General features: G+C 72.9%; 12 protein-coding genes. 9 read left to right on the top strand and 3 right to left on the bottom strand.

Annotation, left to right across the window (positions count from 1 at the left end; all coding sequences use genetic code 11):
* Positions 1-18: 18 nt before the first annotated feature.
* Positions 19-687 (bottom strand): hypothetical protein, encoded by a 669-nt coding sequence (locus ADJ73_RS06470; RefSeq protein WP_050347589.1) that lies wholly within the window; start codon positions 685-687, stop codon positions 19-21.
* 173 nt (positions 688-860) lie between these two features.
* Between ADJ73_RS06470 and ADJ73_RS06475 the strand changes: the two genes are divergently transcribed.
* The gene (locus ADJ73_RS06475) at positions 861-2,288 is read left to right on the top strand and encodes an APC family permease (protein WP_050347590.1); all 1,428 of its coding nucleotides are present in this window, start codon (positions 861-863) and stop codon (positions 2,286-2,288) included.
* Positions 2,285-2,998: a M15 family metallopeptidase gene (locus tag ADJ73_RS06480; RefSeq protein WP_050347591.1), complete on the top strand. Its 714-nt coding sequence runs from the start codon at positions 2,285-2,287 to the stop codon at positions 2,996-2,998. Before ADJ73_RS06475 ends, ADJ73_RS06480 begins: the two co-directional genes overlap by 4 nt.
* A gap of 194 nt (positions 2,999-3,192) precedes the next feature.
* On the opposite strand, the gene ADJ73_RS06485 is transcribed toward ADJ73_RS06480, so the two are convergent.
* Positions 3,193-4,608, bottom strand: a complete 1,416-nt coding sequence (locus ADJ73_RS06485) for a sodium:proton antiporter (protein WP_050347592.1) — start codon at positions 4,606-4,608, stop codon at positions 3,193-3,195.
* Positions 4,609-4,768: 160 nt separating this feature from the next.
* On the opposite strand from ADJ73_RS06485, the gene ADJ73_RS06490 reads away from it, so the two are divergent.
* Complete coding sequence (locus ADJ73_RS06490) at positions 4,769-5,497, top strand: sirohydrochlorin chelatase (protein WP_050347593.1); 729 nt, start codon at positions 4,769-4,771, stop codon at positions 5,495-5,497.
* Positions 5,498-5,557: 60 nt separating this feature from the next.
* Here ADJ73_RS06490 and ADJ73_RS06495 read toward each other — a convergent pair whose 3' ends face one another.
* Entirely contained in the window at positions 5,558-7,063 is a 1,506-nt protein-coding gene (locus tag ADJ73_RS06495) for a long-chain-fatty-acid--CoA ligase (protein ID WP_050347594.1), read from the bottom strand.
* A gap of 186 nt (positions 7,064-7,249) precedes the next feature.
* Here ADJ73_RS06495 and ADJ73_RS06500 point away from each other — a divergent pair, with 186 nt between their 5' ends.
* The 6 genes from ADJ73_RS06500 (at position 7,250) to ADJ73_RS06525 (ending at position 11,999) form a co-directional block, all read left to right on the top strand.
* A complete protein-coding gene (locus ADJ73_RS06500; RefSeq protein WP_050347595.1) occupies positions 7,250-8,509 on the top strand; it encodes a saccharopine dehydrogenase family protein in 1,260 nt (419 codons plus the stop codon).
* 63 nt (positions 8,510-8,572) lie between these two features.
* Entirely contained in the window at positions 8,573-8,977 is a 405-nt protein-coding gene (locus tag ADJ73_RS06505; protein ID WP_050347596.1) for a TOBE domain-containing protein, read from the top strand.
* 8 nt (positions 8,978-8,985) lie between these two features.
* Entirely contained in the window at positions 8,986-9,822 is an 837-nt protein-coding gene (gene modA / locus ADJ73_RS06510) for a molybdate ABC transporter substrate-binding protein (RefSeq protein WP_050347597.1), read from the top strand.
* Positions 9,819-10,634 carry an ABC transporter permease gene (locus ADJ73_RS06515; RefSeq protein ID WP_050347598.1) on the top strand — a complete coding sequence of 272 codons (816 nt, stop codon included), beginning with the start codon at positions 9,819-9,821 and terminating at the stop codon, positions 10,632-10,634. Before modA ends, ADJ73_RS06515 begins: the two co-directional genes overlap by 4 nt.
* Positions 10,631-11,698, top strand: a complete 1,068-nt coding sequence (locus tag ADJ73_RS06520) for a sulfate/molybdate ABC transporter ATP-binding protein (protein WP_050347599.1) — start codon at positions 10,631-10,633, stop codon at positions 11,696-11,698. Before ADJ73_RS06515 ends, ADJ73_RS06520 begins: the two co-directional genes overlap by 4 nt.
* Before the next feature lie 94 nt (positions 11,699-11,792).
* On the top strand, positions 11,793-11,999 hold the full coding sequence (locus ADJ73_RS06525) for a PspC domain-containing protein (protein ID WP_253272684.1): 207 nt from the start codon (positions 11,793-11,795) through the stop codon (positions 11,997-11,999).
* Positions 12,000-12,089: the final 90 nt, after the last annotated feature.

Consider the following 12,089-nt stretch of genomic DNA (forward strand, 5'->3'; position numbering starts at 1 on the left):
CGGGCTCAGCCAGCGCCCTCAGCCCGCGGCCTTCTCCACCTTCTCCGCCTGCTTGCCGAGGAGCGTGTCCACGAGCTTGTTGGCCTTGTCGGCGTCCGTGCCCTGGGTCTGGACGACCACGAGGTTGTTGCCGCGGTTGGCGGCAGCCATCGAGACGGCCATCTTCTGGCCCATCGCCTCCGCCGACATCTGCAGGCCCTTGGCGTCCTTGGTGTCGAGCTTGGGCGAGCTCATCTTCAGGTCGACGGTGGCGGCGCCGGTGCCCATCTTGAGCGTCTTGCAGGTCTCCGCGACCTTGGTGAGCTGCGGCGGCACGTCCTTGGCCTTGCCGAGGGTCTCCACGACCACCTCGACCTCGGTCTTGTCCTTGCCGCTGCCCTTGGTGTAGCTGCGCTTGGCGTAGGACGACGGGCTGTCCGCCGACATGGACGCCAGGGAGTTCATGGCCTCCTTGCAGCCCGCGGGGACGTCCTTGGCGTTGTTGAGCATCTGGTCCGCCGACTTGTCGTCCTTCGTCGGCTTCGTCTCGTCCACGGACCCGGCCTGCCAGCCCCCGTCGGGCAGGTCGCCGGCCTCGAGCATGGAAGACTTGGCCTTGTCCTGGGACAGGTCCTTGGGTGCGCCCCCGCACGCGCTGAGACCCAGCGCGGTGGCGGCGATGGTGGTGATGACGAGCGTCCGACGCACGAGACTTCCCCCTCGATCGATCTGCTGTGACCCGTCGAGCCTAGGGGGAACCACCGGCGCCCGTGTCCAGGACCCGGCAGATGGAGGTGGCCACGGCAGCCACGATGGAGTATGACGGAGGTGGCGGCTACTCGCCATACGGCTCCTGTCCCCGACGAAGGTGAGGCACCCTCATGGCCGAGCTCAAGAAGACCCTCGGGTTCCTCCCGCTGATCGCGCTGGGGGTGGCGGGGGTCATCGGGTCGAGCTGGATCTACACCAACTCGGCGTTCTTCGAGCAGTACGGCGCGGGCGGCATGATCTTCGGCCTCGCGCTCGGGACGCTGCTGGCGGCGTGCGTGGCGCTGGCCTACGCGGAGCTGACCACGCTGTTCCCGCGCGCGGGTGGGGAGGTCGTCTACTCGTTCACGATCCTCGGGCGGCCCGCGAGCTTCCTGACGGGGTGGATGCTGATCGGTGCCTACGTGTCGAGCCTGGCGTTCTACGTCACGGCCTTCGGGCTGCTGCTCGGCAAGTTCATGCCGGTGATGGAGGAGCACCCGCTCTACTCCATCAACGGGGAGGCGGTCACGGCGCCCGTGCTGATCGCCGGGGTGGCGCTGACGCTGCTGCTCTTCGCCCTCAACTGGTGGGGCGTGGAGGTCGGCGCGCAGGTGCAGGTCGTGCTGTTCGCGGCGATGGTGGTGATCGGGCTGGCCCTGGTGGTGGTCGGGTTCGCCGCTGGCTCACCCGGCAACTTCTGGCCGCCGTATGCCGCCGACCACAACGCCCTCACCGACACGCTGCGCTTCGTCGTGCCGGGGATGACCTACATGGCCGGCTTCGGGCTGGTCGCCGTGCTCGCGGAGGACGCCAACCTGCCGCCGCGCCGGATCGCCCGCGCCGTCATCTGGACGGTCCTGCTCGCCGGCACCTTCTACTGCCTCGTGCTGCTGTCCAGCGCGTGGATCCAGCCGTGGGAGAAGGTCGCCGGGATGAAGCTCGGCACGATCGACGCGTTCAAGGCCGCGGGCTACCCGCTGCTCGGGTGGGGCGCCTTCGCGATCGCGATCCTCGGCCTGCTGACAAGCTTCCTCGGGCTCTTCATCGCGACCTCGCGGATCGTCGTGGCGATGGCACGGGCCGGGCTGCTGCCCCCGGGCCTCGCGCGGCTGGACGAGCAGCGCGGCACCCCGCGCAACGCCCTGATCTTCACCGTGATCGTGACGCTGGCCCTCGGCTGGCTCGGCAAGGCCGCGGTGGTGTGGTTCCTCGACACCGGCGGGATCTACCTCGGCGCCGTCTGGATCATGGTCGTCCTCGCGAAGTACGCGCTCCCGCGCCGCTATCCGCACCTCGCGGCGCGCCGGCGGCTGCAGACCTCGTGGATCCCCGCGGTCGGGGCGACCGGCGCCGCGCTCGTGATCGTCATGGCGCTGTGGCCGGGCACCGGCATCTCGCTGGTTTGGCCCGCCGAGTACCTCATCCTCGGGGTGTGGCTCGTCCTCGGCGCGATCCTGTATGCCGTGAGCCGCCCGCTGCCTCGCGAGGAGGGGCTCGACGCGCTGCTCGGGGACTACGCGCAGACGTTGCAGGCGCGGGACCCGGAGGTGACTCGATGAGCCCCGCCCCCGCCCGCTGGCTCGCCGAGCCCGACCCGGCCCTGCTGGACCTGGTCCCGCCGCTGCCCCCGCTGGTGCCGGCGGCCACCGAGGCCGAGGTCGACGCCGTGACGGCGGGAGAGGGCGGCGAACCCTTGGTCGAGCTGCCGCCGGAGCTGCCGCACCGCCACTGCTACGCCGAGCTGGGGATCGCGTCGCTGCCGCGGCAGATGCTGCTGCGCCGCGACGTCGTGCACCGGCTGCTGGTGGCCCAGCGCGACCTGCCGGAGGGGTTCTCGCTGCTGGTGCTGGACGGGTGGCGGACCCCGGCCTTCCAGGCCGACCTGCTGGCCCACTACCGCGAGCAGACGGGCGAGGCGCTCGACGGCTACGTCTCCGACCCGACCTCGCAGACCCGGATGGCGCCGCACACGACCGGCGGTGCCGTCGACCTGACGCTGGCGCATGACGGGGTGGGGCTGGCCCTGGGGACCGACTTCGACAGCTTTGACGACGGGGCCCACCTGCTGGCCCTGGAGTCGGTGGGCGACGACGACGAGGCCCATCGGCGCGTGGCGCGCGACCTGCGGCGTCTGCTCGGGCAGGTGCTGACCGGCGCCGGGTTCGCGCCCTACCCGCTCGAGTGGTGGCACTGGTCCTACGGCGAGCAGCGCTGGGCGGCCCAGCACGGCCATGACCGCACCATCTACGCGCCGGTGGAGGCCCCCTAACGGCGTCGACCGATCCGTGCGCTGCCGTGCACGGTCCAAGCTGCGGCGGGGCAGCACCTTTGCCACACGTGGCGGTGCCCGGTGCGTCCCAGGCGCGGTGGGGCAGCACTTTGGTCACGTGGGGGTGGGGTGGGCGTGGTGGAGGTGCGGTGGGGCAGCAGTTTGGTCGCGTGGGGGTGGGCGTTGGGGCGCGCTCAGCCCCGGGCCGGCGTGGCGGTGTCGTCCGCCGCCGGGGTGAGCGACACGCGCAGCGCCAGCAACCCGCGCACCGCGATCCCGGCGCCCAGGGCCCAGCCCATGAGGTGGCACCACCACGGGTCGGCGATGAAGGCCAGCACCATCGCGGCCAGCACGGGGACCAGCCATCGCAGGGCGCGGACGACATACCCGCCAAAGCTCGGCATGGTCACCCCGGCGCTCTCGGCCACGGACTTGACCATGAAGTTGGGGCCGTTGCCGATGTAGGTGATCGCGCCGCACAGCACGGACCCCAGCGAGATCGCCGTCAGATACAGCTCGGGCACGTTCGCGACGCGGGGCTCGCCGGGCAGCTGCGAGGCCATCTCGAAGAAGGTCGCGTAGGTGGGGGCGTTGTCGAGCACCGCGGACAGCCCGCCGCTGAAGACGAAGAAGGTGACCTCGCCCAGCGGCAGCGAGGGCGCCACCTGCCGCAGGAAGCGCAGCGCCGGGATCATCGTCAGGAAGATGCCGATGAACAAGGCGGCGACCTCGATGATGGGCGCCCAGGTGAAGCCGTTGTCGTCATAGCGGGTCCGCTTGTCGCCCAGCGCGTACGACGCTCCCGCCGCCCCCAGCATCACCAGCTCGCGCCAGGGGACCAGCTGCAGGGCGGTCGCGTGCCCGGACTCGATGGCGTGGGCGTCCACCGACGGCAGGAAGGCGACCGCCGCGACGATCACGACCAGCCAGCCGACGTTGGCCTTGCCGTGCAGCCCGAGCGGCGTCGCGTGGGCGAGATCCGCTTCGAGGTCCGCCGCACGCTCCTGGTGGTAGGCGCGCCGCTCGACGCCGTAGTAGGTGAGCAGCAGCAGCGCGTTGACGAAGACCCACTCGGGCAGGAGCGAGAAGGTCCAGGTGAACGGCACGCCGCGCAGCATCCCGAGGAACAGCGGCGGGTCCCCGAGCGGGGTGAGCAGGCCACCGCAGTTGGCGACCACGAAGATCGCGAACACGACCGTGTGGACCTTGTGCCGCCGGTCGGCGTTGGTGTTGAGCAGCGGGCGGATCATGAGCATGGCGGCGCCGGTGGTCCCGATGAAGCTCGCCAGGACCCCGCCGACCGCGAGGAAGGCGGTGTTGTTGCGCGGGGTCGCCCGGATGTCGCCCGCGAGGAAGAGCCCGCCCGCGACGACGAACAGCGACAGCAGCAGGGTGATGAACTGGGCGTACTCGAGCAGGGCGTGCCAGACGAGCGCGTGCTCGCCGGCGAGGATCACCCGCAGGGCCGTCGGCAGCCCCAGCGCGAGCGCCACCGCCGCCTGCACCTTGGGTCGCTCCCAGTGGTGCGCCGTCACGGGGTGCAGGGGCAGCACCGCGATGGACAGCAGCATCGTCACGAAGGGGATGAGCCCCCACCACGCCACCTGCATGTGACCGCACCTCCTGGTCGGCGAGCCGCCAGTCTAGGGAGGCGATGCCGGTGCGCGCGCAGTGACTCCATCCAGCCTGACGCATGACCATCCGCAGGCGTAAAGCGCCTGAAACATCAACAACACCCAGCCGTGATCTCACGCGCCTAGCGTCCCGGACGTGACCGACCTCCCCACGCCCGCGACCTGCCGCCCCACCGTGATCGGCGTCGCCCGCATCGCCCCGATGGAGCGCGCCCCGCTGCTCGTGCTGATCTCCCGCGCCGGCGAGCAGCTCCGCGGCGTCGACCTGCGCCTCTCCACCCCGCACGCGCTGGCCGGCCACCTCGACGCGGCCTCCGGCGCCCCCACCGTGGTCGTGCCCCTCTCGCTCACCCCCCAGCGCCGGCTCCTGCAGGAGATCCAGGTCGAGCTCGCCCGGTCCCGCAGCGGCGCGATCGTCGCGAACGCCCTGGGGACGGACGGGACGATCGCCAAGGCCCTCGGACGGCGCCTGCTCGACCAAGGCTTCGACTCGCCGGAGGACGTGTGCCTGGTGGTCGCGCCGTTCGGCTGGGAGTCGGAGGTGGAGGTCTCGCTCTCGTGGGCCGGTATGGCGATCCAGGAGCAGACCCCCGCCCGCATCATCCCCTGCCGAGCGGACCGCCTGGAGGAGCAGGTCCGTCATCACCGGTCCCGCACGCGGGGTCACGTCGTGGTGGTGCCGTGGGAGCTGGTGGCCGGGGCGTTCACCGTGCGGCTGCGCGAGACCGTGCAGCACCTGCCCGTGCCCGTCCTCGACCCGGTCGGGCCGACGCGCGAGGTGGCGGCCCGACTGGCGGCGGCGTACCGGCATACGCTCGGACGCGGTCGCCACCAACCCTGGACCACCATGGCCGCCACGGCCTGAGCGCAGGCGTGGGCCCGCGGAGGGCCCGGTCTCGCTCGCCCGGGCCGCCCGCACCAGCGGTCAGGAGGTGGGGAGCTCCCGCTTGAGGATCTTGCCCGTCGCGCCCTTGGGCAGCGCGTCCACGAACGCGATGTGGCGCGGGTACTTGTAGGCGGCGAGGCGCGCCTTGCAGAACTCGCGCAGATCGTCCGCGGTGGCGTCGTCGCCGGCCAGGCCGGACTCGGGCCGCAGGGCGACGAACGCGGTGACCTCCTCGCCGTAGTGCTCGTGCGGCTGGCCGACGACGGCGGCCTCGAGGACGGCCGGGTGCTCGTAGAGCACCTCCTCGACCTCGCGCGGATAGACGTTGTAGCCGCCGCGGATGATCATGTCCTTGGCGCGGTCGACGATGTAGTAGTAGCCGTCGCTGTCCCGCCGCCCAAGGTCCCCGGAGCGGAACCAGCCGTCCTGGATGGCCTCGGCCGTGGCGTCGGGCCGACCCCAGTAGCCGCGCATGATGTTGGCGCCCTTGATGACGATCTCGCCGATCTCGCCCTCGGGCACCGGCTCGCCCTCGGTGGTGCGCAGGTCCATCTCGACGCCCTCGATCGGGGTGCCGATCGAGCCCGGCTTGCGCACCCGCTCCGGGTGGTTGAAGGACGCGACGGGTGACGTCTCGGACAGTCCGTAGCCCTCGAGGATCATCGCGTCGAAGGTCTCCTCGAACGCCCGCAGCACCTCGACGGGCAGGGACGCGCCCCCGGAGATGCAGGTGCGCAGCGAGGACAGGTCGGGGATCTCGCCACCGGCGGCCGTGACGGCCCGCGCGGCCTGCAGCATGGCGGCATACATCGTCGGCACCCCCTCAAAGATCGTGGCACGGTCGCGCTGGATGACCTCGAGCGCCTTGTCGGGCGCGAACCGCGGGATCAGGCTGAGGGTCGCGCCGGCCAGGACCGCGGTGTTCATGGCGCAGGTCATGCCAAAGACGTGGAACAGCGGCAGGCACCCCACGACCGTGTCCTCGGGGGTGAGGCGCAGGAGGGTGCGGCCGCAGACCTCGGCGTTGCTGCGCAGGTTGCGGTGCCGCAGCTCGGCACCCTTGGGGCGTCCGGTGGTGCCGGAGGTGTAGAGGATGACCGCGGTGTCCTCGTCGTCCCGCTCGACCGCCTCGGTGACGGGCTCGGCCGCCGCGAGCAGGCCGGGCAGGTCGGTGACGGGCACGAAGGTCGCTCCCGCCTCCCCGGCTCCCTCGGCGGCGTCGGGCGTCGCGGCGATGATCAGGCGGGCACCGGAGTCCTGCAGGTAGTAGGCCACCTCGCGGGGCTTGAAGAGCGGGTTCATCGGCACGACGACCCCGCCGGCGCGCAGGATGCCGCAGTAGGCGACCACGAACGCCGTGATGTTGGGCAGGCTCAGCACGACAGGGTCGCCGGGACCGACGCCCTGGCTGCGCAACCACCCCGCCGCGAGCGCCACGCGCTGGTCGAGCTCGGCATAGGTGAGCTGCTCCTCGTCCTGCCGGACGGCGATCCGGTCCCCGTGCCGGGACGCGGTGTCGGTGAGGATCTGGGCGAGGTTGGCCATCGGATGCTCCTGGCGTCGTTGCACGGGGCGTGGTCCCCCCCGTGGTCGAGGGTTACCAGAGCGTAGGCGGCGGGGCGTGCGGCGTCCATAGACCGTCCGAGGTCCGGGCGGGATGGTTGTCCCGGTCCGGCGGGCGTGGTGGGATCGGTCGACATCCTGCCGTCGTCGTCGTGCGAGAGGTTTGCCATGACCAGCCCGAGGCACCCCACCACCCCCAGCGCGGATCGCGAGCTGGACATCGTCGTCTACGGAGCGACGGGGTATGTCGGGGGCCTGATCGCGGGCCACCTCGCCCGTCACGCGCCGGACGGCGTGCGGATCGCCCTGGCAGGACGCTCGGTCGGGCGTCTCGAGTCGGTGCGGGCGGGGCTGCCGGCCCGGGCCGCGGACTGGCCGCTCGTGGTGGCCGACTCGGACGACGCGGGGTCCCTGGCCACCATGGCGGTGCGGACCCGTGTGGTGCTGTCCACCGTCGGGCCCTATGCCCGTCACGGCCTGCCGCTGGTCGGTGTGTGCGCCGAGCTGGGCACGGATTACGTCGACCTCACGGGCGAGACCCTCTTCGTCCGCGAGTCGATCGACCGCTTCGAGGAGGCGGCGCGGGAGTCGGGGGCGCGGATCGTGCACTCGTGCGGCTTCGACTCCGTGCCGTCCGACCTCGGGGTGCTGCTCACCGCGGACCAGGCCCACGAGGACGGCGAGGGGACGCTGCTCGAGACGACCCTGCACGTGCGTCGGATGAAGGGCGGCTTCAGCGGCGGGACCCTGGACTCGATGCGCGTGCAGGTCGACACGGTGCGGGGCGACCGGTCACGGGTCCGCACCGCGATCGACCCCTATGCCCTCAGCCCCGACCGCGAGGCCGAGCCCGAGCCGGTCGGCCGGATCGGTCAGGTGTGGCTGGAGCGCAGCGCGGACACCGGGTCCTGGGCGGCGCCGTTCTTCATGGGCACGTTCAACGCCCAGGTCGTGCGGCGCAGCAACGCCCTCGCGGGGTGGGCCTACGGCCGGGGGATGCGCTATCGGGAGGTCGTGGACACCGGGCGCAAGGGTGCCGCGCCGCTCAAGGCCATGGCGATGGCCGCCGTCATGCCGGCGCTGGTGACGGGATTCTCGACGCCTGGGCTGCGGCAGGTGGTGGACCGCGTGCTGCCCTCGCCGGGCGAGGGACCGAGTGAGAAGTCCCGCGCGGCGGGAGAGTTCGCCATGGAGGTGCACGCCACCACCACGACGGGCGCGCGCTACGTCACCACGGTGTCGGCAACGTTCGACCCGGGCTACGACGGCACCGCCGTGATGATCGGCGAGGCCGCGCTGGCGCTGGTCCTGGACGGGCCACGCCTGCCCGGCACCGCCGGCATGCTCACGCCGGCCACGGGGCTGGGCGAGGTCTATGCCGCGCGCCTCGTCGACCAGGGCTTCACGATCGGGACGCGCCGCACCTGACGCCGCACCTGCGGCGACTATGCTCAGTGCTGTCCGCATCCGCGGTCAGGATTGAGGTCTGTCATGGAAGGCATCCGCATCAAGGACGCCGCGGCGCTGCTCGGCGTCAGCGACGACAGCGTGCGGCGGTGGGTCGACCAGGGACGGCTCGCCGCGGTCAAGGACGCGTCGGGGCGTCTCGTCGTCGACGGGCCCGACCTGGCTCGTCTGGCGCGCGAGCAGGCGGCCGCGCTGCCCGACGTGCTGGGGGTCGGCTCCTCGGCCCGCAACCGTCTCGTCGGGCTGGTGACGGAGGTCGTGGCGGACGGCGTCATGGCGGAGGTGTCCGTGCAGTGCGGCCCGTTCACGATGGTGTCCCTGATGAGCCGCCGGTCGGCCGAGACGCTCGGTCTCGAGCCCGGTCGCGTGGCGGTGGCCGTCGTCAAGGCGACCACCGTGATCGTCGAGACCCCGGCAGGGCAGTCATGACCGGCCGTATGCCGACCGCCCGGCGCACTCGGGGGATCCGCACCGCGCTGGGCGCCGCCACGCTGCTGCTCGCGTCGGCCTGCGGCGGCACGTCGCCCGGTGGGGCCGACCCGTCCGGCAGTGCCGTGCCGGGCAGTTCCTCTCCCGGTGGCGCCGAGACCGGCTCCGGCGCAGCGCGTACGCTCACCGTCTTCGCCGCCGCCAGCCTGCGGCAGACCTTCACCCGGCTCGGTGCGGACTACGAGAGGGCCCACCCGGGCGTGACCGTCACCTTCAGCTTCGCCGGGTCCAGCGACCTCGTGGCCCAGCTCGAGCAGGGCGCGCCGGCCGACGTGCTCGCCACCGCGGACGAGCGCACCATGACCAAGGCCCGCGGGGCCCGCCTGCTCGGCGCCGAGCCGCGCGCCTTCGCCACCAACACCCTGACCATCGTCACCCCGCCCGACAACCCCCGGCGGATCACCCGCCTCGCCGACCTCGCGCGGGACGGGGTGGCCGTCGTGGTGTGCGCCCCTCCCGTGCCGTGCGGCGCAGCGACCGAGCGCGTCGAGCGGTCCGCGGGCGTCACGCTCAAGCCCGTCAGCGAGGAGCAGTCGGTGACCGATGTCCTCGGCAAGGTGCGGGCTGGCCAGGCGGACGCCGGTCTCGTCTACACCACCGACGCCCGTGCGGCGGGCTCAGCGGTGGACGTCATACCGCTCCCCGAGGCCTCCGCCGCCGTCAACACCTATCCGATCGCCGTCACCGCGACGGCGGGCGGCGCCGATGCCCAGGCCTTCGTGGACCTCGTCACCGGGCCGCAGGGCCGGGCCGTCCTGGCCCAGGCCGGATTCCAGCAGCCGTGAGCCACAAGGGTGCTCACGTCGTCGCCGGACGGCTGCCGGGGTGGGCCTGGCTGCCGGCGCTGGCGGGCGCGGCCTTCGTCCTGCTGCCGCTGGTCGCGATGGTCGCTCAGGTCGAGTGGGGCCGCTTCGGCGAGCTGGTGACCAGCGAGTCCTCGGTCGCCGCGCTGGGGCTGAGCCTGCGCACCGCGCTCGCCAGCACCGCGCTCTGCCTGGTGCTCGGGGTGCCGCTCGCGCTCGCCCTCGCCCGCACGCGGCTGCCCGGGCTCGGGGTCCTGCGTGCCCTCGTCCTGCTGCCGCTCGTGCTGCCGCCGGTGGTGAGCGGGCTTGCCCTGCTGCTGACCCTCGGGCGACGCGGACTGATCGGTCAGCACCTCGAGCTGCTCGGCGTGCGCGTGGGATTCACGACGACGGCGGTGGTCCTCGCGCAGGCCTTCGTGGCTCTGCCCTTCCTCGTCGTCGCCCTGGAGGGGGCGCTGCGGACGGCGGGGGAGCGCTACGAGGCCGTGGCGGCGACGCTGGGGGCCGCGCCGACGACGGTGCTGCGGCGCGTGACCCTCCCGCTCGTCCTGCCGGGGCTGCTGTCCGGGACGGTGCTGTGCTTCGCGCGCTCCCTGGGCGAGTTCGGGGCGACCCTGACCTTCGCCGGGTCCCTGCAGGGCGTGACGCGCACCCTCCCGCTCGAGGTCTACCTGCAGCGCGAGACGGATCCGGCTGCGGCCGTGGCGCTCTCGCTGGTGCTGGTCGTGGTCGCCGGCGTCGTCGTCGCGCTGGTGCACCGCCCCGCGGGAGGCCCCGTCGGAGGCCGCGCGTGACGGCCCTGCAGGTTCGCGTGGAGATCCCCGAGCGGGGCGTTGCCGTCGACGAGACCTTCGACGGCGCAGGGGTCTCCGCGCTCGTCGGGCCCAACGGCGCCGGCAAGTCCACGGTCCTCGCCGCCGTCGCCGGGCTCCTGCGCCCGCGCCGTTGCCGCGTCGTCCTGGGTGACCGCGTCCTCGTCGACACCGACGCCGGCACCTGGCTGCCACCCCACCGACGCCGCGTCGCGCTGCTCGGCCAGGACCCGCTCGCCTTCCCCCACCTGGACGTGCGGGGCAACGTAGCCTTCGGACCCCGCGCCCAGGGGGTCCCGCGCCGCGAGGCGGGGGCGCGCGCGGACGCGTGGCTCGAACGTCTCGACATCGCCCACCTGGCCGGGCGGCGCGGCTCCGAGCTGTCCGGCGGCCAGGCGCAGCGCGTCGCCCTCGCCCGCGCGCTGGCCTGCCGGCCCGACCTGCTCCTGCTCGACGAACCCCTGTCCGCCCTCGACGTCGAGGTCGCCGCCGACGTGCGTCAGGTGCTGCGAGACCTGCTGCACGGCAGCGACACCCGCGTCCTGCTCGTCACGCACGACCTGCTTGACGTCGTGTCCCTCGCCCACGACGTCGCCGTCGTCGAGGGCGGCCGGGTCACCGAGCGCGGCCCCGCCGTCACGCTGCTCGACGCCCCCCGCAGCGCGTTCGCCGCGCGGTTCGTCGGACGCAACCTCCTGCGCGGCACCGTCATCGCTCCTGGCCAGGTGCGACTGCCCGACGGTCTGGTCGTGCACGGCCGCGGCGACCTGCCCGTCGGCAGCGAGGCGGTGGCCCTCTGCGATCCCGCCGACATCGCCGTGCACGTCGGACCCGTGACCGGCAGCCCGCGGACCGTCATACCGGCCGTCGTCACCGACCTGGCCACCCACGCAGGTGCCGTCCGCCTCTGGGCCTGCACCCCCTCCGGGGTCCGCGTCGGGGCGGACGTCACCCCCCTCGCCTGCGCCGAGCTCGGGCTGCGCGCCGGCACCGCCGTCACCCTCGCCGTCAAGGCCCAGGGCGTGCGCATCCTGCCCGCCCCCTGAGGGTCGGACGGGGTCGGATCAGGGACGACCCTCATGGCGGCGCCCACCGAGGTCTACCAGGCTGGTGCCACACCCACTACCGAGGAGGACCCACGTGGAATCGATCTACGCCACCATGCGCCGCAACGGCCTCACCCGCCCCCGCAGCGGACGCGTCGCCATGGGCGTGTGCGCCGGCATCGGGCGCAAGCTGGGCATCGACGCCAACATCGTGCGCCTCGTCTTCATCGCGTCGCTGATCATCCCCGGGTCGCAGGTGCTGATCTACCTCGCCCTGATGATCCTGATGCCCGAGGACTGATCCTCGCCCCACACCACCGCCGAGTGGTCACTTCCGTACGACCGAGGGGGACGCACGGAAGTGACCGGTCGGCGAGGTGAGGGCCGGTCT

Origin of the sequence: Arsenicicoccus sp. oral taxon 190, from assembly GCF_001189535.1 — a bacterium.
In the GTDB taxonomy this organism is placed as follows: Bacteria; Actinomycetota; Actinomycetes; order Actinomycetales; family Dermatophilaceae; genus Arsenicicoccus.

What these genes read in the sequence shown, in the direction of transcription:
- ADJ73_RS06505 (WP_050347596.1), top strand. Translation starts at nt 8,573, where the DNA reads ATGGAAGGCATCCGCATCAAGGACGCCGCGGCGCTGCTCGGCGTCAGC.
- ADJ73_RS06485 (WP_050347592.1), bottom strand. Translation starts at nt 4,608, where the DNA reads ATGCAGGTGGCGTGGTGGGGGCTCATCCCCTTCGTGACGATGCTGCTG.
- ADJ73_RS06495 (WP_050347594.1), bottom strand. Translation starts at nt 7,063, where the DNA reads ATGGCCAACCTCGCCCAGATCCTCACCGACACCGCGTCCCGGCACGGG.
- ADJ73_RS06475 (WP_050347590.1), top strand. Translation starts at nt 861, where the DNA reads ATGGCCGAGCTCAAGAAGACCCTCGGGTTCCTCCCGCTGATCGCGCTG.
- ADJ73_RS06480 (WP_050347591.1), top strand. Translation starts at nt 2,285, where the DNA reads ATGAGCCCCGCCCCCGCCCGCTGGCTCGCCGAGCCCGACCCGGCCCTG.
- ADJ73_RS06500 (WP_050347595.1), top strand. Translation starts at nt 7,250, where the DNA reads ATGACCAGCCCGAGGCACCCCACCACCCCCAGCGCGGATCGCGAGCTG.
- modA (WP_050347597.1), top strand. Translation starts at nt 8,986, where the DNA reads ATGCCGACCGCCCGGCGCACTCGGGGGATCCGCACCGCGCTGGGCGCC.